We start from the raw sequence: 20,999 nt of genomic DNA, 5'->3' as shown, positions 1-20,999 counted from the left end.
ATGGCAGAGCAATTCGTCGGCACCGGCTGGGCGTTCCCCCTGCGCATCGGCCCCACCGGTGGCATCGCCATGGTCAGCGGGGAGCGCGAGGTCGAGGAGGCCATCAGGCTGGTCCTCGCCACCGCCCCGGGCGAACGCCCCATGCGCCCGGACTTCGGCTGCGCCATCCACGACATGGTCTTCGCCCCGGTCAACGAGGCGACGGCCGGCCGCATCCAGCACGAGGTGTACGTGAGCCTCGACCGCTGGGAGCCGCGCATCGAGGTGGAGGATGTCGAGGTGAGTGCCGGGGACGAACAGGGCGTGCTCTTCATCGACGTCCGGTACTCGATCCGCGGCACCAACAACCCGCGCAGCCTGGTCTTCCCGTTCTACACGATTCCCTCCCACGACGAGCCGTCCTCGGATGCGGGACCGGCCACCGAAAGCGAACGCTGATGGCACTGCCCTCTCCCCACCTCGACGACCGCCGCTTCCAGCAGTTCGTCGACGACGCCAAGCGCTACATCCAGCAGCGCGCCCCGGAGTGGACGGACCACAACGTGTCCGACCCGGGGGTCACGCTCGTCGAGACGGTCGCGCACATGGCCGACCAGATCGTCTACCGGCTCAACCGCGTCCCCGAGAAGAACCACCTCGCCTTCCTCGACCTGATCGGGATCACCCTCTTCCCGCCGTCGGCGGCGCGCACCGACGTCACCTTCTGGCTGTCGGCGCCGCTGGACGAGGCGGTACGGCTGCCCGTCGGCACCGAGGTCGCCACCGCCCGCACCGAGAGCGAGGAGGCGGTGGTCTTCGCCACCGAGCGCGAACTGACCGTCTACTCGTGCGAGTTGGCGTATCTGGTGGTCCAGCGCAACGGTGAGACCGCCGCCGACCGTACGTCCGAGCTGGCCGAGGCCAAGGACCTGCTCTGCTTCTCCGAGTCGCCGCAGCCCGGCGACTGCCTGATGTTCGGCCTGACCGCGGCCGTCCCGCGCTGCGCGGTGGCGCTGACCCTCGACAGCCGTGTCGACGGTGTCGGTGTCGACCCCCGCCAGCCCCCGCTGGTCTGGGAGGCGTGGACCGAGGACGGCTGGACCGCCTGCGAGGTCGACCGGGACGGCACCGGCGGTCTCAACCGGCCGGGCGAAGTCGTCCTGCACGTCCCCGGCGGCCACACCAAGTCCCGTTCCGGGCGCCGCGAGGCGGGCTGGCTGCGCTGCCGGGTCACCGAACCCGCCACCGGGCAGCCCTTCTACACGACGTCGCCCACCGTGCGTTCGGCCGAGGCGTTCACCATCGGCGGCACCACGGGCGCCGTGCACGCCGAGACCGTGCGCGACGAGGCGCTCGGGGAGTCCAGCGGCCTGCCCGGCCAGCGGCTGCGGCTCGCCGCCGCCCCGATCGTCGGCGACGTACCGCCGCTGAACCTGCAGATCGCCGAGCGCGACGGCTGGGTCGACTGGGACGTCGTCCCGCACTTCGCCGCTTCCGGACCCGACGACCGCCATCTGACCCTGGACGCGGCCACCGGCGAGATAGCCTTCGGCCCCTCCGTACGCGAGGCCGACGGCACCATGCGGCAGTACGGCGCGGTGCCGCCGAAGGGCGCCGTCATCCGCGCGCGCAGCTACCGGACCGGCGGCGGACGGCACGGCAATGTCGCCCGCGGCGCCGTGCAGGTGCTGCGCAACTCCGTCCCGTACGTCTCCGAGGTCATCAACCGCGAAGCGGCCAGGGGTGGGGTCGACGGGGAGACCGTCGAGGAGGCCAAGGCCCGCGCCCCGATCACGCTGCGCGCCCAGGACCGTGCGGTGACCCTGCGCGACTACGAGGAACTGGCCCGGCGCGCGGCCCCGGAGACCGCCCGTATCACCTGCCTCGAAGGCAAGTCGGACGAGCACGGCGCCCATGCGGTGCGGGTCCTGGTCGTGCCGCAGGCGGTGCCCGACCCGGGCGGCTGGCTGCGGTTCGAGCAACTGGTGCCCGGCGACGCGCTGCTGGAGCGCATCACCCGTTATCTGGACGAGCGGCGGCTGCTCGGTACCCGGCTGGCGGTGGGTCCGCCCTTCTACCAGGGCATCACCGTCGTCGCGACCGTGCACGCCTTCCGCGGCGCCGACACCGACAAGGTCAGGCGGCAGGCGCACGAGGCGCTCTACCGGCACCTCGACCCGCTGACCGGCGGCGCGCACGGCACGGGGTGGCCGTTCGGGCGCCCGGTGCAGTCCGGTGAGATCTTCGCGGTCCTCCAGCGGGTACCGGGTGTGGAGCTGGTGGACCAGGTGCTGCTGCACCCGGCCGACCCGCTGACCGGCAAGCGCGGCGACGCGACCGAGCGGATCGACCTCGAAGCCCCGGCGCTGGTCTTCTCGTTCGACCACCGGGTCCGGGTCATCGGGGACGGGTCATGAGGGGCTCCGTCGACGGTCTGGGCTCGTCGGCGCCGCTGGGCCTGATGCTTCCCGCGGTGTTCGCCGACGACGAGCTGGCGCAGCGCTTCGTCGCCGGTCTCGACGACATCCTCGCGCCGATCCACAACGTCCTCGACTGCCTCGACTCCTACTTCACCCCGTCGCTGGCGCCCGCCGACTTCACCCGCTGGCTCGCGGAGTGGGTCGGCGCCGAGACGGACGGCGCCGAACGCCTCGGTGGGCAGGAGGGCGAAGCCGTACTCAGGGCCGCCGTGGCCGCCGCCGCCCATCTGCACCGCATCCGCGGCACCCGGCGCGGTCTCGCCGAGGTGATCCGGCTGACGTTCGGCGTCGAGCCGGTGATCGCCGAGAGCGGCGCGGCCGACTGGGACGCCCGCCCGCTCGGGCCCGTCCCCGGCGGACGGCGCCCGAGCCTGCACGTGTCGTTGGCGCTGCCCCATCCGGCCCCCGGTGACCAGCACCGGCTGGAAAGCCTCGTCGAAGCCGCCCGCCCCGCCCACATGCCCTTCACGGTCCAGGTGACCGCGGCCGAAAGGACCCCCGGCAAATGACCACTCAGCCCCCAGGTGCCGACCCGGGACGGACGCGGGAGCGGACCCGTACGTGCGCCGAGTGCGGTACGCCTTCGACGCCCGGGCACTCGTTCTGCGAAGGCTGCGGCGCCGTCCTCAGCTGGTCCCCGGCCGAACGGGCCGCGGCGCCCGCCGACCCGCCGCCCCCGGCGGCCGAAGACGACGACGAGCCGAGCACCCTGCCGACCCCGGTCGTACGGGACGGCGGCCGCAGGCCGCAGGACGCCCCGGGCACGTCCGACGCGCAGGACCGCGCGCCGGCGGCCCCGGCCCCGGACCGCGGCGACCAGGACCGGAGCAATCAGGCGCCCGGCTTCGGCGCCCCGGACTACCCGGCGCCGTACACAGCACCGGACGCCACCCCGGGCTACGCGGCATCGAGCGGCGCGGCCCCGGCCGGCGGCGGCCCGGATGTCCCGGCGCCCCGCCCCGGCGGGGCCACCCCCGGCTGGGACGCGCCCCCCGCGCAGGACAGCGAGGCGGACCGGGCCGCGGCGGCGGCGGCAGCGGCCGACCGCGCACGGGCCCTGCTCGTCCCCGTGGCCGACCCGGAACGGCGCAACCCGGACGCACCGTCCGTCGCACCCGTGCTGCCGGGCCGCCCGGAGACCTCGCGCCCGCTCGTCCAGGGCCCGGCCGCCGAGCCCGACGGCGCCGGCGGCTACGCCTGCCCCTGGTGCGCCACCGGTAACAGGCCCGACCGCCACTTCTGCCGCCGATGTGGCATGAGCATGGCGGAGCGCCCGGAGGGTCCGGCCAGGCTCCCGTGGTGGCGCAGGCTGCGCGCGGGCAACCGGGAGGTGCCGTGGGCCGGTGACCGGCCCCGGCTGCGCAGCGGGTTCGGCTGGATCGTGCGCTGGCTCGCGGCGGCCGCCGCTCTCGGGCTCGTCATCTGGGGCGCGCTCAACACCGGTGCGGCGGTCCAGGCGATCGGCGACCACTTCGCCAAGCGCGCCGCCATCAACGTGGACGACCCCAAGGCGTCCCGGTCCTTCGCCGACCACACCGCGGGCAAGGTGTTCGACGGGCTCAACAACACCTACTGGGAGCCCGGCCGTTCGCAGGACGGCCGCGGCGAGTGGGTCCAGGCCACCTTCCAGGACCCGGTCCGGCTGCTCAACATCATCATCACGCCCGGTATCTCCGTCCAGCCCCAGGACCTCTCGAAGACCGCCCGTCCGCACCGCATCGACGCGATCGTCACCCAGGCGAGCGGCAAGCAGGTCGTGCAGCATCTCAACCTCGACCAGGGCGCCGGCCCGCAGACCTTCGACTTCCGCGTCGGGACGGTCTCATCGGTCCGCTTCGTCCTGCGCACGGGCTACGGGATCTCGGACAAGAAGCAGGTCGCGATCGCCGAGGTCGAGTTCTTCGGACGGTCCCACTCCTCCTGAACCGCCCGGACGGGCACGCCCGTTCCCGTCACAGCGCTGAGGCCACCCGGTGAACCCATCCGGGTGGCCTCAGCGCTGTCGGCGCCTCAGAGGCGCCTCAGGGGGCGCCAAGGGGGCGTCAGAGCGTGCCGAGCTTCAGCAGCGACAGCAGGGCGATCAGCTGGATCGACGAAGCGGCCAGCGCCTTCGGCCACGGCAGGTCGTGCGACTTGCTCACCATGGACGTGAACAGCGCGCCCGCCGCGATCCAGGTCACCCAGCCCAGGATCTGGACGAAGCCGTTCTCGCCGCCCAGGAAGACCGCGAAGAGCAGCCGGGGCGCGTCCGTGATCGACATGATCAGCATGGAGAGGCCCACGGTCGGCTGCCACGCGCCGTCGCCGCCGAGCTGACGCGCCAGCGTATGGGTCACAGCGCCCAGCAGCAGACTCCCGATGACGAAGGCGACCCCGGTCGTCAGGACGTACGGGACGGCGTTCGACAGCGTCGCGTGGACGGCGTCCTCACGGGCCTGGTCGAAGCCGAAGAGCGCCAGCATCCCGTAGATGAGCGTGACGGTCAGCGCGGGGCCCCACACCTTGTGGTCGCGCATCTGCCAGAACGTCGGCCCCGGGCGCATCACGATGCCCCGCAGCAGTTCCTTCCAGTGCAGCCGCGGCCCCACGGGCGGCGCGGCGGTCTGCCCGGCCCGGTAGGTGTTGCCGTCGCCGTACGGGTCATCGCCGATGCTGAACGCCTGGGTGTGCCCTGGGCTGTCCGCGCTGTTCGCGTACGGGTCGACGGGCGGCCCGCCGTACCCGCCCTGCCGGCCCTGGTACGGGTCGGCAGGCCCCGGCCCCTGCGCCGGGTACGGGTCCCCGAAGTACTCCGGCTCGCCGTACGGCTGCTGGGCCTGCGGGGGCCACTGGTGCTGCTGCGCACGCTGGGGGGACGGCTGGGGCGCGGCAGCGCCACCGTACGGCGGAGGCGGTGCCTGCCTGCCGTACGGCTGCTGCTGCGGCGCCTGCCGTTGCGGTCCCCGCTGCTGACCCTGCGGGTTCTGTTGCGACGTGCGGTTGTCCCGGCCGCGTCCGATCCTGAATCCAGCCACGCTTTCGAACGTACCTGCTTCCGGCCGACCGGGGGTCCGACCTGGGAGAACAGGCGGTGCTTTGCGGCCGACCTGTGACATCCCCCAGGGGACGGCCCCTAGGGGGGCGACGGCCCCTGGGGCAGAGCGAAGGGCCGGGGCCGCCCGACGGCGGCCCCGGCCCTTCGCTCGCGTACTCGCTGCGTTACTTCACCGGCTCAGGCTCCGGTGCGTCCTCGTCGGCCGGGTCGTCCGCCGGGTCGGCGGGGAGCTTCACCGAGTCGAGCAGCAGCTGGGCCACATCGACCACCTGGAGCGACTCCTTGGCCTTGCCGTCGTTCTTCTTGCCGTTGACCGAGTCGGTGAGCATCACCAGGCAGAACGGGCAGGCCGTGGAGACGATGTCCGGGTTGAGGGAGAGTGCCTCGTCGACGCGCTCGTTGTTGATGCGCTTGCCGATGCGCTCCTCCATCCACATCCGGGCGCCGCCGGCCCCGCAGCAGAAGCCGCGCTCCTTGTGCCGGTGCATCTCCTCGCTGCGCAGGCCCGGCACCTTCGCGATGATCTCGCGGGGCGGTGTGTAGACCTTGTTGTGGCGGCCCAGGTAGCAGGGGTCGTGGTAGGTGATCAGACCCTCGACCGGGGTGACGGGGATGAGCTTGCCCTCGTCGATGAGGTGCTGGAGCAGCTGCGTGTGGTGGATGACCTCGTACTCGCCGCCGAGCTGCGGGTACTCGTTGGCGATGGTGTTGAAGCAGTGCGGGCAGGTCGCGACGATCTTCTTCGTCGCCTTGGGCTTCTTGGTCGACTCGTCCACGTTGCCGTCGTCGTCGAAGGACTCGCCGTACGCCATGTTCAGCATCGCGACGTTCTCCTGGCCGAGCTGCTGGAACAGCGGCTCGTTGCCCAGGCGGCGGGCGGAGTCACCGGTGCACTTCTCGTCGCCGCCCATGATCGCGAACTTGACGCCCGCGATGTGCAGCAGCTCGGCGAACGCCTTGGTGGTCTTCTTCGCCCGGTCCTCCAGGGCGCCCGCGCAGCCGACCCAGTAGAGGTAGTCGACCTCGGTGAGGTCCTCGACGTCCTTGCCGACCACGGGGACGTCGAAGTCGACCTCCTTGGTCCACTCGACGCGCTGCTTCTTGGCAAGCCCCCAGGGGTTGCCCTTCTTCTCCAGGTTCTTGAGCATCGTGCCCGCCTCGGACGGGAACGCGGACTCGATCATCACCTGGTAGCGGCGCATGTCGACGATGTGGTCGATGTGCTCGATGTCGACCGGGCACTGCTCCACGCACGCACCGCAGGTGGTGCAGGACCACAGGACGTCCGGGTCGATGACGCCGTTCTCCTCGAGGGTGCCGATCAGCGGGCGCTCGGCCTCGGCGAGAGCCGCGGCCGGCACGTCCTTGAGCTGCTCATCGGTGGCCTGCTCCTCGCCCTCCATGTTCTTGCCGCCGCCGGCGAGCAGATACGGCGCCTTGGCGTGCGCGTGGTCGCGCAGCGACATGATGAGGAGCTTCGGCGAGAGGGGCTTGCCGGTGTTCCAGGCGGGGCACTGCGACTGGCAGCGGCCGCACTCGGTGCAGGTGGAGAAGTCCAGCAGGCCCTTCCAGGAGAAGTGCTCGACCTGCGAGACGCCGAACACGTCGTCCTCGCCCGGGTCCTCGAAGTCGATCTCCTTGCCGGCCGACGTCATCGGCAGCAGCGCGCCGAGGGCGACACCGCCCTGCGCGTCGCGCTTGAACCAGATGTTCGGGAAGGCGAGGAAGCGGTGCCAGGCGACACCCATGTCCGTCTTGAGCCCGACCACGATCATCCAGATGAAGGACGTCCCGATCTTGATCATCGCGGTCAGGTAGATCATGTTCTGCAGCGTCGGGACGCTGGTCCCGCGGAAGGCCGCGACCAGCGGGTACGAGAGGAAGTACGCGGCGTCGTAGCCGTGTACGCCGGCCAGCGCGCCCTCGAGTCCGCGCAGCGAGTAGATCGCCAGGCCGATGATGAGGATGACGGCCTCGACGAAGTACGCCTGGCCGAAGTTGGAGCCCGCGAACCGGGACTTGCGGCCCGGCCGGTCCGGCTTCGACAGCTGACGGATCACGATCAGGACGAGGATGCCGAGCGTCGTCATCACACCGATGAACTCGACGAACATCTCGTACGGCAGCCAGTGGCCGATGACCGGCAGGACCCAGTCGGCCTTGAAGAGCTGGCCGAGGGCGTTGATCAGGGTCAGCACGAGCGAGAAGAAGCCGACCGCTACGAACCAGTGCGCGAACCCGATGATGCCCCAGCGGTTCATCCTGGTGTGGCCGAGGAACTCCTTGACCACCGTGATCGTGCGCTGTGCGGGTTCGTCGGTGCGGGTGCCTGCGGGCACGTCCTGACCGAGCCGCACGGAGCGGTAGATCTGGGCGATGGCTCGGGCGAACAGCGCGACACCGACCACGGCGAGTACCAGCGACACAATGATCGCGGCGAGTTGCATGGGGGCTCCTCGGGCCTGCGAGGTGGGGATCCAGTGGTGACAGTGATTCTCAAGTGATTACTAAGCAGTAACTTAATGCAGTCCGTTGCTGAGAGTACCCACTTATCCCACTGCGATGTACCAGGGCAGGCGGTGATCTGCGTCGCTCAGGGTGTCCTCATCGGATGTCTGCCGTCCAATCGTGTTACTCACCGCATAGTGGTGCATAACGAACTAACTTGTGGACCGTGCGAGCTGGATGCCCCGGTGGCATCACCCCGATACCGCAACCGATGGGCGGCGCATGAGCCAGGCGATCTCCCGTACCGACGGCCCCCCGGCCCCTCCCGGCGGCGGCCCGCCCCGCACCGTCCGCAGCGCCGGAATCCCGCTCACCCCGCTCACCCCGGCGGCCGCCGCGCGGACACTCGTACGCCTCGCGGTACGGGGAACGGCGGCGGACGTCCACCTCTGCGGGACCGCCACCCTCGCGGACGCCGACCGCGACCCCGGGCTCCAGCGGCTGCTGCGCTCGGCGGCGCTCAACCTCCCCGCAGGCGGCGGCACCGCCCGGACGGTGCGGCCGGGCGGGCGGCCCGCGGCCCGGGTGTACGGGCCGGACCTGCTGCTCGACACCGTCCGCGCCGGACAGCGCGAAGGGCTCGGCCACTATCTGCTCGGACAGCCGCCCGGAGCGGAGAACGCCCCGGCGCACGGAACAGCCACCGGCACTGGCACCGGCACCGGCACCGGCACCGCCACCGGCACCGCCACCGCGACCGGCACCGGCAGCCCGGCCGGTGCCGGTGCCGGGCTGACCGCCGAAATCCTGGTGCGCTACCCCGACGCACGGGTCGCGGGCGCCGCCCCGCTGCCCGGCCGGACGGCAACCGCCGACGAGTGGACGGCGCTTGCGGCCCGCATCCGGGAGAGCGGCGCCCGGCTCGTCTGGATCGGCGGATCCGACACCGCCCGGCAGCACCGCGCGGCCGCCCGCCTCGCCGCCGGACACCCCGCGGTGTACGTCGCGGCCGGCCCGGCCTTCACCCTCGTCCACGGCGGCGCCCGCCCCGCTCCGCCGCGCGCCCGGTGGCAGCGGTGGCAGGCCGCGGCGCTGAGCCACGCACGCTTCCTGCGGGCCGCGGCGCGCGAACGGCACCGGGGGCGCGGCCCGTACCGCGAACTCGTCCAGCTGCTGGCCGACGCCGAGATCGACCTCGTCCTCGACACGGCCGCGGACGACGGGGCGTATGTGACGGGGCTGCGCCGGGCCGGCTACCGGGGGCGCGTCGTCTCCTTCGAGGTGCTGCCCGGGCCGCGCGAACAACTGGCGCGGCGCGCGGCGGGCGACCCCGGGTGGTCCGTACTCCCTTACGCGCTGGGTGACGGGAACGGCCCGGACGGTGGCCACAGGCTCGACGCGCTGTGGGACGCGGTGACCGCGCCGGGCGAGCGGCTGTTCGTACGGCTGCGGGCGCCCGGCCACGAGGACCGGCTGCTCGAAGGGGCGGGGGCGTACGCGCCGGACTGCGTCGGCCTGCAGACACGGGGGGAGCGGTGCGCTCCGCCGCCCGGCTACACGGCGGTCCCGCCACCGGTGCCGGGCGACGGGGTGCTGTTCCGGCAGTCGTGAACCGGCAGGCGTGAACAGGCAGCCGCGAACCGGCGGGCAGGCAGACATGAACAGGCAGACATGAAGGGGCCCCGGTGGCAGCGCGAGCTGTCACCGGGGCCCCTTCAGTGCTCCACCAGGACGTCAGTGTCCGGAGGTCGGAGGAGCGGCGCTGATCAGCGGCCGTTCCCGGCGCCGTTGCCCGAGAGGATCGGCACGTTGTCCAGGAGGTGCGACAGGGCCTCGTCACCCTTGGCCTGGGTGGAGTTCTCGGTGCACTGCTGGGTCTGCGGCGACGACAGGATCGGGATGTCCTGGACGGAGACCGGGACCACGCCGACGAGGGAGCCGAGGTTGGCCTTGGCCGGCAGGGCGATGCAGGGCTTGTTGAGCGAGCCCTGGATGAGGCCGATCTGCGGGCTCATGTTGCCGTACGTGGCCGAGTTGCCGAACGCCTGCTGGGCACCGTTGCCGCTCAGCGACGTGGTGCCGCCGTCGTGGCCGACTGCCATGGCCGGCGACGCCATCATCGCGCCGGCGCCTGCCATCGTGAGGGTGGCCGCCGCAGTGGCCATAGCCTTCTTGATCATTTCGCGTCCTTCGGTTGTCACACGAGTGCCCGCTTCCGGAGCGCTCTGATCAACTGCCGGACCGGCGATTGGTTCCGGCGCTTCACTCATATGGCTTCTTGTCGCAGGTGTGCGGGAAGCGGGTTGACGGGCCCGGTGACCGGGGGGTTTGCGCGTCGGGCCGGAATTGGGCCGAACAGGTTCCATGGGCCGCCGGGCCGTGTCGTGGCCCCCGGTCGTTCGTTGCGAATCGAGTGGGTCCTGATTCAGGGCACAACATCGAAGAGAAGGTGCAACTCCCATGAACACTGCCAAGAAGGCAGCTCTCGTCCTTGCCACCGCGGGCCTCGCCGCCGGCGGCGCCGCCGGCTCCGCGTTCGCCGACGCCGGCGCCGGGGGCGCGGCCGTGGGCTCCCCGGGTGTCATCTCCGGCAACGAGGTCCAGGTGCCGGTCCACATCCCGGTGAACCTGTGCGGCAACACCGTCAACGTCATCGGTCTGCTGAACCCGGCGTTCGGCAACACCTGCGTCAACAACTGACGCTCTGATCCTGCGGGCCCGGCCGAGGCCGGGCCCGCGGACCGGACAGCAGAAGTGGCGGTACCCGCAGCTGATGCGGGTACCGCCACTTTCGCGTCACGGGCGCTGCCGGGAGCGGGCCGGAGCGGGACTGCCGCCGGTCGAGCAGGGCTGTTACTGGTTGCCCAGCTGCACGCCGCCCAGCATCGGGGTGGCCTGGCGGGCGAGGCCCAGGACCTGCTCGCCCGCGTCGGCCTTGCCGGTCGCCAGGCTCGTCGCGGTGTCGGCGACCGCGGCCACCGGGACGGCCGCCCCCTGCTGAAGCGACTGCGTGGCCTGGTCGAGTCCGCCGTTGAGGCTCATGGGGGGCATGGCGGGGGGCTCGGCGGCGAACGCGGGGGTGGCCGCGGCCGCGCCCGCGCCGATCGCCATCATGGAACCGGCGACGACAGCGGCGACCTTTGAGTACTTCATGTCGAATACCTTTCTCCGGCGGCGCTGTTCACAGCTGCGACTCTCGCGCCGGGCACCGTCGGTGAAAGGTGCCGGTGCGCCGCCTGCACCGTGGCTAACGATCCCGCCGGGTGGGAGAAACCCCAGGACGGCGAGCGTTTCTGCGCCCCGTTCCCCAGACGGAATTCCACGGACGGAAGCGGCCCCGCCGGGTCATGCGATACCCGGCGGGGCCGCTTCCGTGACTCGCCCGTGAGGGAGAGCCCTACGTCACTTGTTGACGCAGGTGTTGCCGAGCGCCGGGTTGAGCAGCGCGATGATGTCGACGCTGTTGCCGCACAGGTTCACCGGGATGTGAATCGGAACCTGGATGACGTTGCCAGAGAGGACGCCGGGCGAGCCGATGGCCGCACCCTCCGCGCCCGAGTCGGCCATGGCGGGCGCAGCGGCGCCCAGGGCCATCATGACGCCGGCGGCGAGAACAGCAGCCTTCTTGAACTTCATGTCGATCCTTCCCGCAGCGGTGTCTCCCGCGTCCACGACCGTCGCGACGCGTGTCCAGTTGCCTTTTCATGAACACCACTGCAGGACTGCTAACGACCGGTGCGCCGCGGGGAAACTCCGTACGCGGGTCCGGGCGGCAAATCGACCCGAATGCTTTCGGCGTCCCGGCCGGCCGGGAGGCGTGCGCCCGGTGCGGACACACGCGTGGCCGCCGCAACGTCCTGTCTGCGGCGGCCACGTGGGAGCTGCGAGGGGATCAGCCCTGGTTCGCCGCACCGTTGCCCGAGAGGACCGGGATGTTGTCCAGGATGTGCGACAGGGCCTCGTCGCCCTTCGCCTGGGTGGAGTTCTCGGTGCACTGCTGGTTCTGCGGCGAGGACAGGACCGGGATGTCCTGAACGGCGACCGGGACCAGGCCGACGAGGGAGCCCACGTTGGCCTTGACCGGAACGCCGAGGCAGGGCTTGTTCAGCGAGCCCTGGACCAGGCTGAGCTGCGGGCTCTGGGCACCGTTGGTGGCCGAGTTGCCGAACGCCTGCTCGGCGCCGTTGCCGCTGGCGGAGGTGGTGCCACCGTCGTTACCGATGGCCATGGCCTGCGGGGCCAGGGTCGCACCGGCGCCGACGATCGAGGCGGTGACGGCTGCGGTGGCCAGAATCTTCTTGATCACTGTGGTCCCTTTTCTGCATTTTTGCCCGGAAGTGGAGCACCCTGATCAACTCCGGGGGCTGAGTTTGGTTCCGCCCCTTCACTCGATTGCCGTAGCGCACGAGTGCGGCGGCCCGCTGGAGTGAGCCCCCTGCGCGCGGGGTGCGCCGTGCTGCGCGGTCTCCGCCGGTGGCGGGCTGCGGGGAAGCGGGGTGCCTCTGGGGTGCATCTCGCCCTGCCGGGAAAATCCGGCGCTCCCCGCGCTCTTGCTTCAGGGGCCCCGCATTTCCGCACGCGTTCAACGAACGCTGTTCCCGCCGGGTACGCGCCGTCACCCGTTGGAGACCTTTCCTGGCAAATGGCGGGCCTATTGCCCACCGCCACAAGGGGATTCAGGGCATTCGGGCCAACTGCCGTACGGCGGTATGCGCGAGTCCGTCATGATTTCCACCCCGCTTTCTGACAAAGTGCACTCCTGCTTGGTCCGGTTGGTCGCATTTGTGGAGACGGGAGAGCCAGTCATGCGGGAAACGACGGGTCTCGCTGTGCCGTACGGCTTGGGCACACAGCCCTGCGTGGCGCGTTCCGCCGGCCCTCCTCGGGCGGGCCACGGCTCCGGCCCATTCGCCCCGCGGCCCGTTCTCCCCCGCGGTTCGGACAGCCCGTACTTCCACTTCCCGGCCGAAAGCCAAGGGAATTGCCCCGGTGCGCCCGCGGTGCAGACGGATTCCCGCCGCTGAGCCATCAGCTCCGCGCATCCCGGGGAAACCGATCTCCGGGCCAGGTACTAAGAGAGCCGCACACGTGCTGCCAGAAAACAATTCTCCCGGACGCCCGCTGACGGTATTTCATCTCGTGCAGCCGGTGGACGGCGGAGTCGCCCGCGTGGTCACCGACCTGGTGCGGGCACAAGTGGCCGAAGGAATCAGAGTAGTTGTGGGCTGTCCGCCCGGCGCCGGTCTGGCGTCGGTGCTCGCCGGGTCAGGGGCCGACGTCCGCCCCTGGCCGGCCGGCCGGGCGCCCGGTCCCGGGCTGGCCGCCGAGACCGCTGCCGCCGCCCGGCTGATCCGTGCGAGCCGCCCCGATGTGGTGCACGCGCACAGCTCCAAGGCCGGTCTGGCCGCCCGCCTCGCCGTACGGGGGCGCGTCCCGACGGTCTTCCAGCCGCACGCCTGGTCGTTCGACGCGGTCGGCGGCCCGACCGCGCGCCTCGCGCTGGCCTGGGAGCGGTACGCGGCCCGGTGGGCCGACCGCGTCCTGTGCGTCAGTGAGGCGGAACGGCGGGCCGGTGAGGCGGCCGGGATCGCCGCCAGGTGGGCGGTGATCCGTAACGGCGTCGACCTCGGTGAGTTCCGCCCCGACGGCGGCGTCGGGCCCCAACCCGGTTCAGGGGAAGGGGCCTTGGGGTCGGGGCCCTTCGTCGTCTGTGTGGGCAGGCTCTGCCGCCAGAAGGGCCAGGACGTACTCCTGCGGGCCTGGCCGGAGATCCTCCGTGCGGCGCCCGCGGCCCGGCTGGTGCTCGTCGGCGACGGACCCGACCGGGCGCGGCTGACCAGAACAGCGCCGCCCGGTGTGCTGTTCGCCGGCGCGGTCGACGGGCCGTGCGACTGGCTGCGCGCCGCCGACCTCGTCGTCCTGCCGTCCCGCTGGGAGGGCATGGCGCTCGCCCCGCTCGAAGCGATGGCCTGCGGGCGGCCCGTCGTCCTCACCGATGTGAGCGGCGCCCGGGAGAGCCTGCCGCCCGGGCACCACCGGCACGGGCTCGTCCCGCCGGACGACCCGCACGCGCTGGCCCGCGCGGTCGGGAAGCTGCTGGCCGACGCCCGGCTGCGGGACACGCTCGGCCGCGAGGCCGGGGCCCACGCGCGGGCGAACTTCGATGTGCGGCACACGGCCACCGCGGTCTCGGGGCTGTACCGCCGGCTCACCGGCCTGCCCCCATCCACCACGAGCCCGCCCCAATCCACGACGAGGGAGCGCATCAGCCCATGACGACGGACAGCGCACATGCTCCCCACGCGGGCCGGAGCGGCGGCCCCGGCACGGCCGTGCAGCAGCCCGTGCCCGCGATCCACCCGCCGCGCGGCGCGGAGGGCCCCCGCCCCGAGCCGGCCCGGCCGGCCGGACGGCGGCGGGCCCGTACGGTCGCCCCGCTGATCGCGGGTGACACGCTCGCCCTGGCCGCCACCTGCGCGCTGGTGCCCGGGCCGGGCCCGGCGCCGCTGGTCCTCGTACCGATGCTCGCGCTGCATCTGGCCCTGCACCTGCACGGCGGCCTCTACCGGCGGCGCCTCTCCGCGTCGGCGCTGCTCGAACTGCCCGCGCTGCTCGGCCATGCGCTCGTCCTGTGGTGCACCGCGGCCGCCTGCTTCGCGGCCCTCGCGCCCTGGCGCATCCTCGACTGGACGGTCCTCGCCACCGCGGTCACCGCGCAGACCCTCACCGGCTGCGCGGTCCGCGGCGCGGTCCACCGGCTGGCGCGTGCCACCGCCGCCCGGCGCGGGCAGTCGACGCTGATCGTCGGCGGCGGCGCCACCGCCCACCAGATCAGTGCCGCGCTCTACGCGCACCCGGCGTACGGCATGCGGCCGGTGGGACTTGTGGAGACCGGGGCCGCCACCGACGCCGGATCCGCCGCAGGGGACGGGAGTTCCGTACTGCCCGTGCTCGCGGCCCATGAGGAGATCGGCCGGGCCGTCATCCAGACCACGGTCCGCCACGCCCTGTTCGTCGGTCCCGGCGGTGCCACCGCCGACGACCCGTCCCTCGTGCGGCTGCTCGGCGAGTACGGCGTCCAGCTGTGGCTCGTCGACACGTCGGGGCCCGGCCGGCGCACCGTGTCCGCCGACCACTTGTGGGGGTTCGCCGTGCGGCCGCTGGCCGTGCCCGGCCACCGCGTGAGCCGCTGGGGCAAACGCGCCCTCGACACCTCGCTCGCCGCCCTGGTCCTGATCGCGGCGGCTCCCGTGATGGGGCTGTGCGCGCTGGCCGTACGGATCTCCGACGGGCCCGGCGTCATCTTCCGGCAGGAACGGGTCGGCATGGACGGGCGCGCCTTCACCCTGCTCAAGTTCCGTACGCTGCGCCCCGCCGACGACCACGAGTCGGCGACCCGGTGGAGCGTCGCCAGGGACCACCGGATGAGCGGCGCGGGCAGCCTGCTGCGGCGGACCTCGCTCGATGAGCTGCCGCAGCTGTGGAACGTACTGCGCGGTGACATGAGCCTGGTCGGCCCGCGGCCCGAACGGCCCTACTTCGTCACGAAGTTCTCCGGCTGCCACCCCGGCTACCGGTCCAGACACCGGATGCCGGTCGGGATCACCGGGCTCGCCCAGATCAGCGGACTGCGCGGGGACACCTCCATCGAGGACCGGGCCCGCTTCGACAACCACTACATCGACAGCTGGTCGCTCTGGCAGGACATCTGCATCCTGGCCAGGACCGCCGGCTCGCTCTTCCGGCTGGGGGGCAGCTGACCGTGACGGCCCTCACCCAGGCCCCCGCGGTGCCCCGGCCGCGCACCGCACCGCCCGCCGCCGCGCCGCTCGCCGTATGCCTCGGGCGCCGGCTCGCCCGCTGGTGGCCGGTGCTGCCGGTGGCCGCGCCCGTCCTGCTGCTGGCCGTCCCCGTCGAGTACGGGAACGGGGCCAGCACCTCCACCAACATCTCGGTCGCCGACGTGGCTTCGGCGTTCCTGGTGCTGTACTGCGCGGTACGGATGCTGCGCGGCAGGCCGCGTCCGCTGAGCCCGGCCGCCGCCGCCGTCCTCGGTGTGCCGGTCGTGGGGCTGGCCGTGGCCACCGTGACCGCGGCCGATCCGGTGGCCGCGCTCCCCGGGTTCGTGCGGTACGTCCAGGTGTTCGTGCTGGTGCCGGCGGCCGTCGTGCTGCTGCTCAGGGACGCCGGCGACTTCCGGTTCGTGGCCGGAGCCTTCGTCGTACTCGCGCTGGTCCAGGGCGGGTTCGGCGTCTGGCAGTACGCGACCGGCAGCGGCGCCTCGTACATGGGCTCCGACATCCGGGCCGTCGGCACCTTCGGCCCCACCGACATCATGGGCATGGCCACCACCGTGGCGTTCGGGATGGTCGTCGCCACCGGACTCGCGCTGCGTCCGCCGCCCGGCGCGCCCCGCTGGGTGCGCCCGGCCGCGCTCGCCGCGGCGGTGGCGCTGGTGCTGCCCCTCGCGTTCTCCTTCAGCCGCGGCTCGTGGATCGCCACCGTGGTCGCGGTGCTCGCCGTCGTCCTGCTCGCCGGACTGCGTACGGCGGTCCGCGCCCTGGCGGTCGTGGTCGCGGTCGCGGTGGTGCTCGTCGGCGGATTCGGGGTCGGCTCGCAGCTCATCACCGAACGGCTCGGCTCGATCACCCAGGTCACGGCCGCCCCCGACCAGTCGGTCACCGACCGGTACACGATGTGGGCGGCGGCGGTCGGCATGTGGCGCGACGAGCCCGCGACGGGCGTCGGCCTCAAGGGATTTCCCGCGTACCGCGACGGCCACGCCTCGCTGGGGCTCTCCTCGGGCTCCGACACGGCGGGCGCAGGCCACGCCTACCAGCGCCAGCCGCTGCTCTCGCCGCACAACATGTATCTGCTGGTCCTCGGCGAACAGGGCCTGATCGGGATCACCGCGCTGGCCGGCAGCTGGGCCGCGCTCCTGGCGGGCGCGGCGCGCCGCCTGTACCGCGCGCGGAGACGGCGCGGAGCGGCCGCCGACTGCGGGCTCGTGGCGGTGGGGCTGATGCTGTGGCAGACGGTCGACTTCCTCTACGCGGACATCGGCGGCCCCTCCACCGCGCTCACCGGCATCGTCTTCGGCCTGATCGCCTGGTGGGCGCTGGGGGGCCGTCAGGAAGCGCCGGGCGCCGTATGAACGAGACGACCAGCGGCACCCGCACAGCCACCGGCACCCGTTCGCGCCGCCGTGCCGCCGCCCGTACCGCGGTGGCCGTGCGGTCAGCGGCGGGCCCTGTGCCGCCCGCCGTCCGGCAGGCACCGCCCCGGCTCGGGAAGGTGCTGGCCAGGGCGGCCGCGGTCACCGCGGCGCTGACCATCGCCGGTTCGGTGCTCGGTCTCGTCCGGGACCAGAGCATCGCGCATCTCTTCGGCGCGGGCAGTGACAGCGACGCGTTCCTGATCTCCTGGACCGTGCCGGAGATGGCCTCCACGCTGCTCATCGAGGACGCGATGGCGCTGGTGCTCGTCCCGGCGTTCAGTCACGCGCTGGCCCGGCGCGCCGCGGGCGAACACCCCGACCCCGTACGCGCCCTGGTCTCCGCGACCCTGCCGCGCCTTCTCGTGCTGCTCGGCTGCACCACCGGGGTCCTGGTGCTGGGTGCACCGGTGATCGTGGAGCTTCTGGCGCCGGGGCTCGCCGAGCCGCAGGTGGCCGTCCAGTGCACCCGGCTGACCGCCCTCACCGTGCTCTCGTTCGGGATCACCGGCTATCTCAGCGCGGCGCTGCGGGCGCACCGCAGCTATCTGCCGCCCGCCACGATCTATGTGGCGTACAACGTCGGCATCATCCTCACCATGCTGGTGCTGCACTCCCTGTGGGGCGTGCGTGCCGCGGCCGCCGGGGTCGCGGCGGGCAGTGTCCTGATGGTGCTGGCCCAGCTGCCCGCCTTCGTCAAACACCTGGCCGTACGCCCGGCCGACCGCGGCGAGAGGACGCTCATCGGCGCCCCGGCCCCGGCCCCGGCCCCGGCCCCGGCCCCGGCCCCGGCCACGGTCACGGCCACGGCCCCGGCCCCGGCCCCGGCCCCGGCCCCGGCCCCGGCCACGGTCACGGTCACGGCCGCGGCCACGGCCGTCGGCACCGCGCGGCCGGTGCTCGGAGTGCTCGCGCCCGTCGTCATCTTCACCGTCTGCCGCCAGTCGCAGGTCCTCGTCGAGCGGTTCCTGGCCGCCTCGCTGCCCGCCGGGGCGATCTCGCACCTGAACTACGCGCAGAAGGTCGCCCAGGTGCCGATGATGCTGTCGCTGATGATCTGCACGGTCACCTTCCCTGTGGTCGCCAAGGCCGTCGCCGACGGCGAGGGCGACCAGGCGCGGCGCCGGGTCGAGCGCGATCTGGCGCTGGCCGGGGTCGTGGTGCTGGCCGGCACCGCGGTCGTCGTGGCCTACGCCCCGCAGATCATCGAAGTCCTCTTCCAGCGCGGCGCGTTCAGCGCCCGCGACACCGCGACCACGGCGTCCATCATGCGGGTCTACGCGCTCGGGCTGCTCGGGCAGTGCCTGGTCGGCGCCCTGGGAAGGCCGTTCTTCTCGGCGGTGCGGCCCACCTGGTTCCCGGCCGCGGCGATGGCCGCCGGACTCCTCGTCAACACGGTCGCCGGAGCACTCACCGTCGGCCCGTGGGGGGTGTACGGCATCGCCGGTTCCAACGCGCTGGGTATCACCGTCACCGCCGTGCTCCTGCTGCGCGGGCTCGGCTCGCGGGTCGTCTCCATCCACGTACGCGGCGTCGCCCTCACGCTCGCCAGGCTGTCCGCCGCGGCCGTCGCCGCCTGCGCGGCGGGGACGCTGCTCGCCCCGCTGGTCCCCGGCGCGCTGCCCAGCCTGGCCGCCGGCTGTCTGCTGGTGCCCGGTGTGTTCGCCGCAGCGGCACTCGCGCTGCGCGCCCCCGAAGTCGTCGGCCTGCTCGACCTCACCAAGCAAAGGTTCCGTCATGTCCGCTGACACGGCGCCACACGCCGCCGCCCCGCCATCGACCGGATCCAGCAGTCAGCCGTGGATCCTCATGTACCACTCGGTGGCCGACCCCACCGACGACCCGTACGGCATCACCGTCGCCCCCGGGCGCCTCGACCACCAGCTGCGCCGACTGGCGCGGTCCGGGCTGACCGGTGTCGGCGTCGGGGCCCTGCTGCGCGCCCGCGCCGAGGGCCGCGGGCGCGGGCTCGTCGGGCTGACCTTCGACGACGGCTACGGCGACTTCACCGACCACGCGCTGCCGCTGCTGAAGCGGCACGGGTGCACGGCCACCGTGTTCGTGCTGCCCGGCAGGCTCGGCGGCGAGAACGTCTGGGACGCGCTCGGGCCGCGCAAACCGCTCCTCACCGAGGACGGCGTCAGGGCCGCGGCCGCGGCCGGCATGGAGATCGGCTCGCACGGCCTCTACCACCGGGACCTCACCGACGCGGCCGACGACGAACTGCGCGAGGAGACCCGGGGGAGCCGCGAACTCCTGCGCAGGATCACCGGCGTCGCGCCGGAGGGCTTCTGCTATCCGTACGGCACCATCGACCGGCGGACCGTCGACGCCGTGCGCGCCGCAGGTTACGCGTACGGCTGCGCCATCGCCCCCGGGCCGCTGGCCGGCGGCCACGCGCTGGCCCGCACCCACATCAGCCACGCGGACCGCGGCCTGCGGCTGGGCACCAAACGGGCGCTCCACCGGCTGCGGCAGCTGCGGGCCGGAGGCGGCCGATGAGGGTCCTGCACATCATCACCGGCCTCGGTGTGGGCGGCGCCGAGCAGCAACTGCGGCTGCTGCTGCGCCAGTTGCCCGTCGAGTGCGATGTGGTCACGCTCACCAACCCCGGCCCGGTCGCCGACGGGCTGCGCGCCGACGGGATCTCCGTCACGCACCTGGGGATGCGCGGCAACCGCGACCTCGCGGCGCTGCCCCGGCTGGTCCGGCTGATCCGGCGCGGCCGGTACGACCTGGTCCACACCCATCTGTACCGGGCCTGTGTGTACGGCAGGATCGCCGCCCGGCTGGCCGGGGTACGCGCCACGGTCGCCACCGAACACTCGCTGGGCGCGCGGTACATCGAGGGCCGCCCCCTCACCCGGTCCGCCCGCGCGCTGTATCTGCGCACCGAGCGGCTGGGCTCGGCGACGGTCGCGGTGTCGGCGACGGTCGCCGACCGGCTGCGCGGCTGGGGCGTGCCGGCCTCGCGTCTCCATGTCGTACCGAACGGCATCGACGGGGCGCGGTTCCGGCACGATCCGCGGGTCAGGGCCGCCACCCGGGAGCTGCTCGGTATCCCGGCCGACGCGTTCGTGGTGGGCGGCGTCGGCAGGCTGGTGCCGGGCAAACGCTTCGACCTGCTGGTACGGGCGGTCGCCGCGCTGCCGGAGGTCAGACTGCTGCTGGCCGGGGACGGGCCGGAGCGGGAGGCGCTGCGCACGCTCGCCGGGCAGCTCGGGGCCGGTGACCGCATCCACCTCATCGGCGAGTGCGACGCACTGCCGGACGGGCTGTCCGACGCACTGCCGGACGGGCGGCCGGACGTGCTGTCCGGCGGGTCGCATACCGGGCCGCCCGCCGGGCCGACCGCTGGACCGCACGCCGGAACGACCGCTGGGCCGCCCTCCGGGCCGACCGCCCGGCCGACGGTCCCCGCTGTCCTGGACGCGGCGGACGTCTTCGTCTCCGCGTCCGACGAGGAGTCCTTCGGGCTCGCTGTCGTCGAGGCGCTGGCCGCCGGTCTTCCCGTCCTGTACGCCGTCTGCCCCGCGCTCGACGACCTGTCGGCCGGACCGGTGCCGGGCGCGGTACGGGTGCCGGGCGGCGCCGCCGAGATCGAGGCGGCGCTCCGCCACCAACTGAGCCTGGGGGCACGGCGGTTGGCGCCACCGGCGGTGGTCGGCCACTACGACATCGCGCGCAGCGCGGCCGGTCTGCTCGGGGTGTACGCCCGCACGGTCGCCGCGGCCCCGGCCGTCCCGCGCGTACGCCGGCCGTTCGTGACCCCTGTCCCGTGACCCCCGTTCCCCCCTCCCGTGCCCCGTTCCGCGACCACCCGTGACACCGACGAAGAAGTGAG

The 20,999-nt window shown here is 73.1% G+C and carries 18 protein-coding genes; 12 read left to right on the top strand and 6 right to left on the bottom strand.

What is annotated here, in order from left to right; translation table 11 throughout:
• The 4 genes from OG510_RS17380 to OG510_RS17365 are packed head-to-tail and all read left to right on the top strand — an operon-like array spanning window position 1 to window position 4,383.
• Window positions 1–438 (top strand): GPW/gp25 family protein, encoded by a 438-nt coding sequence (locus OG510_RS17380; protein ID WP_164267369.1) that lies wholly within the window; start codon window positions 1–3, stop codon window positions 436–438.
• Window positions 438–2,396: a putative baseplate assembly protein gene (locus OG510_RS17375; RefSeq protein ID WP_406137880.1), complete on the top strand. Its 1,959-nt coding sequence runs from the start codon at window positions 438–440 to the stop codon at window positions 2,394–2,396. The genes OG510_RS17380 and OG510_RS17375 overlap by 1 nt, the downstream gene beginning before the upstream one ends.
• Window positions 2,393–2,968: a phage tail protein gene (locus OG510_RS17370; protein ID WP_406137879.1), complete on the top strand. Its 576-nt coding sequence runs from the start codon at window positions 2,393–2,395 to the stop codon at window positions 2,966–2,968. Before OG510_RS17375 ends, OG510_RS17370 begins: the two co-directional genes overlap by 4 nt.
• The gene (locus OG510_RS17365; protein ID WP_406137877.1) at window positions 2,965–4,383 is read left to right on the top strand and encodes an NADase-type glycan-binding domain-containing protein; all 1,419 of its coding nucleotides are present in this window, start codon (window positions 2,965–2,967) and stop codon (window positions 4,381–4,383) included. The genes OG510_RS17370 and OG510_RS17365 overlap by 4 nt, the downstream gene beginning before the upstream one ends.
• Window positions 4,384–4,501: 118 nt before the next feature.
• Here OG510_RS17365 and OG510_RS17360 read toward each other — a convergent pair whose 3' ends face one another.
• A complete protein-coding gene (locus OG510_RS17360; RefSeq protein ID WP_406137875.1) occupies window positions 4,502–5,473 on the bottom strand; it encodes a YIP1 family protein in 972 nt (323 codons plus the stop codon).
• Between the two features lie 184 nt (window positions 5,474–5,657).
• Window positions 5,658–7,940 (bottom strand): heterodisulfide reductase-related iron-sulfur binding cluster, encoded by a 2,283-nt coding sequence (locus tag OG510_RS17355; RefSeq protein WP_406137874.1) that lies wholly within the window; start codon window positions 7,938–7,940, stop codon window positions 5,658–5,660.
• A 283-nt stretch (window positions 7,941–8,223) separates the two neighbouring features.
• Between OG510_RS17355 and OG510_RS17350 the strand changes: the two genes are divergently transcribed.
• On the top strand, window positions 8,224–9,552 hold the full coding sequence (locus OG510_RS17350) for a hypothetical protein (protein WP_406137872.1): 1,329 nt from the start codon (window positions 8,224–8,226) through the stop codon (window positions 9,550–9,552).
• Between the two features lie 155 nt (window positions 9,553–9,707).
• Here the strand turns inward: OG510_RS17350 and OG510_RS17345 are convergent, their stop codons facing one another.
• On the bottom strand, window positions 9,708–10,121 hold the full coding sequence (locus OG510_RS17345) for a rodlin (RefSeq protein ID WP_164267693.1): 414 nt from the start codon (window positions 10,119–10,121) through the stop codon (window positions 9,708–9,710).
• A gap of 280 nt (window positions 10,122–10,401) precedes the next feature.
• Between OG510_RS17345 and OG510_RS17340 the strand changes: the two genes are divergently transcribed.
• Complete coding sequence (locus OG510_RS17340; RefSeq protein ID WP_406137870.1) at window positions 10,402–10,641, top strand: chaplin; 240 nt, start codon at window positions 10,402–10,404, stop codon at window positions 10,639–10,641.
• A 153-nt stretch (window positions 10,642–10,794) separates the two neighbouring features.
• On the opposite strand, the gene OG510_RS17335 is transcribed toward OG510_RS17340, so the two are convergent.
• The 3 genes from OG510_RS17335 to OG510_RS17325 form a co-directional block, all read right to left on the bottom strand.
• On the bottom strand, window positions 10,795–11,094 hold the full coding sequence (locus tag OG510_RS17335; protein ID WP_164267691.1) for a hypothetical protein: 300 nt from the start codon (window positions 11,092–11,094) through the stop codon (window positions 10,795–10,797).
• A gap of 249 nt (window positions 11,095–11,343) precedes the next feature.
• Window positions 11,344–11,577, bottom strand: coding sequence for a chaplin (locus OG510_RS17330; protein ID WP_406137868.1), 234 nt, complete (start codon window positions 11,575–11,577; stop codon window positions 11,344–11,346).
• Window positions 11,578–11,833: 256 nt separating this feature from the next.
• Window positions 11,834–12,247 (bottom strand): rodlin, encoded by a 414-nt coding sequence (locus OG510_RS17325; RefSeq protein ID WP_164267689.1) that lies wholly within the window; start codon window positions 12,245–12,247, stop codon window positions 11,834–11,836.
• Between the two features lie 842 nt (window positions 12,248–13,089).
• Here OG510_RS17325 and OG510_RS17320 point away from each other — a divergent pair.
• From OG510_RS17320 to OG510_RS17295, 6 genes are read left to right on the top strand one after another with little or no spacing between them, the layout of a single operon-like run.
• Window positions 13,090–14,217 carry a glycosyltransferase family 4 protein gene (locus OG510_RS17320; protein ID WP_406137866.1) on the top strand — a complete coding sequence of 376 codons (1,128 nt, stop codon included), beginning with the start codon at window positions 13,090–13,092 and terminating at the stop codon, window positions 14,215–14,217.
• A complete protein-coding gene (locus OG510_RS17315) occupies window positions 14,214–15,701 on the top strand; it encodes an exopolysaccharide biosynthesis polyprenyl glycosylphosphotransferase (protein ID WP_406137864.1) in 1,488 nt (495 codons plus the stop codon). The genes OG510_RS17320 and OG510_RS17315 overlap by 4 nt, the downstream gene beginning before the upstream one ends.
• The gene (locus tag OG510_RS17310; RefSeq protein ID WP_406142428.1) at window positions 15,698–17,095 is read left to right on the top strand and encodes an O-antigen ligase family protein; all 1,398 of its coding nucleotides are present in this window, start codon (window positions 15,698–15,700) and stop codon (window positions 17,093–17,095) included. Before OG510_RS17315 ends, OG510_RS17310 begins: the two co-directional genes overlap by 4 nt.
• Window positions 17,092–18,903, top strand: a complete 1,812-nt coding sequence (murJ, locus tag OG510_RS17305; protein WP_406137862.1) for a murein biosynthesis integral membrane protein MurJ — start codon at window positions 17,092–17,094, stop codon at window positions 18,901–18,903. The genes OG510_RS17310 and murJ overlap by 4 nt, the downstream gene beginning before the upstream one ends.
• On the top strand, window positions 18,893–19,657 hold the full coding sequence (locus OG510_RS17300; protein WP_406137860.1) for a polysaccharide deacetylase family protein: 765 nt from the start codon (window positions 18,893–18,895) through the stop codon (window positions 19,655–19,657). Before murJ ends, OG510_RS17300 begins: the two co-directional genes overlap by 11 nt.
• Window positions 19,654–20,937: a glycosyltransferase gene (locus OG510_RS17295; protein ID WP_406137859.1), complete on the top strand. Its 1,284-nt coding sequence runs from the start codon at window positions 19,654–19,656 to the stop codon at window positions 20,935–20,937. The genes OG510_RS17300 and OG510_RS17295 overlap by 4 nt, the downstream gene beginning before the upstream one ends.
• Window positions 20,938–20,999 lie beyond the last annotated feature (62 nt).

Origin of the sequence: Streptomyces sp. NBC_01089 (assembly GCF_045162975.1) — a bacterium.
Lineage (GTDB): Bacteria > Actinomycetota > Actinomycetes > Streptomycetales > Streptomycetaceae > Streptomyces.
Note: the sequence above shows the minus strand (reverse complement) of the source record. Positions and strands in the feature narration are given on the sequence as shown.